Annotated in this window: 2 protein-coding genes; one reads left to right on the top strand and one right to left on the bottom strand. The window is 68.3% G+C overall.

What is annotated here, in order from left to right:
- A partial coding sequence (locus tag ABWI07_RS44175) for a GntR family transcriptional regulator (protein WP_353822211.1) occupies positions 1-311 on the bottom strand: 311 nt, incomplete at its 3' end.
- Positions 312-706: 395 nt separating this feature from the next.
- Between ABWI07_RS44175 and ABWI07_RS44170 the strand changes: the two genes are divergently transcribed.
- On the top strand, positions 707-1,280 hold a 574-nt coding region (locus ABWI07_RS44170; RefSeq protein WP_353822210.1), incomplete at its 3' end, for a hypothetical protein.

The raw sequence follows: 1,280 nt of genomic DNA, 5'->3' as shown, positions 1-1,280 counted from the left end.
GGCGTCTCCAGGGCCGCCCACGACTGGGCGGTCGGGTCGAAGTAGTAGCCGATCTCGTCACGGAAGACCTGGCGCGACCGGGTGATGCGTCGCTTCTCCGGACGTTCCCGAACGATCGTCCCTCTTCGGCGTACCGCGATGACCAAGCCCTCTTGCTCCAGAAGAGCGATGGCGCTCCGCACCGTTTGGTAGCCCGCGCCGTACTGCGTCTGAAGCTCGGTCAGCATCGGCAGCTTGTCGCCCGGCACGTACCGCCCGTGGCTGATCTGCTGTCGCAGGTCAGCGGCGATGTCGCGATACGAGACGGGCATCGGAGCCACCTTTCGGAGTGCTGCTCGGGTCTGATTCTAGGGCTAGCTCTATCAGTCAGCGATGGGCGAGCACAAGCGATCAACACGAATAGAGCTATCGCTATTGACTCGGCGTTGCCGCATGGTCTCTACTTGGCGATAGCGATAGCCCTAACGATCCGTTGAACAGGGCTACGCACCCTGCACCACCGCAAGACCGCAGGAAGTCGTCCGCCCCTCACGGGGTGGCCGGGGTTGATGCACCACTAAATCCCCCGGGTTCTCGACTCACCTGCATGCACGTCGCAGCGCTGATGCGCTGTCCGTCCCCCAGGACGCCGGGTCTCCCGTGCGCCTGGCGGGCGGAGAGAGCACCGCGACGCAGCCCCTCCCCTCCGTACACAAGGAGATCCCGCATGACCATCACGTCCGCGATGCCCACGGCCCGCAAGCGTCCGACCCGGACCCGCACGAAGCAGGTCAGCAGCCTCCCCGCGATCACCGTCTCGAAGCTGCCCCCCATCGACATCGACCTGCTCCCCGGCACGGAGAGCCTGGTCTGCCCGAACTGCAGTCGCTGGTGCCCCATCACCGGGCACGACGGCCGCAACCCGAAGCTGGTCCCCCACCACACCGGCCGCGCCGGCACCGCCGAACCCCGCCGATGTGACGGCAGCAACCGGCGAGTGAAGCTCGATCTGACGATCGCTGAGTGGCGGGAGCTCCTGGCCGACGCCATCACGGAAGCCTCCAGCCGCCAAGCCACCGCAGTGCTGCCCAAGGCGTTCAGTCCGCAGACCGACCGGACCCTGCGGGCTCGCGCGGAGCGCACGCTGGCAGGGCGCGTGGCCGACTGGGACGCGGTGCTGCCGCGCGTGGCAGACGCCGATAAGAACCGCCGGGCGGTGCCCGCTGGTGACGCTCCCACGGAGGGCCCCGCGGGGGTCGCTGAGGCGCTGCGCCTCGATCTGCGCGCTCGCCCATCCTGGG

Origin of the sequence: Actinomadura sp. NPDC000600, from assembly GCF_040492135.1 — a bacterium.
Lineage (GTDB): Bacteria > Actinomycetota > Actinomycetes > Streptosporangiales > Streptosporangiaceae > Spirillospora.
The sequence above is the reverse complement of the archived record's forward strand: the minus strand, read 5'-3'. Positions and strand labels throughout refer to the sequence as shown.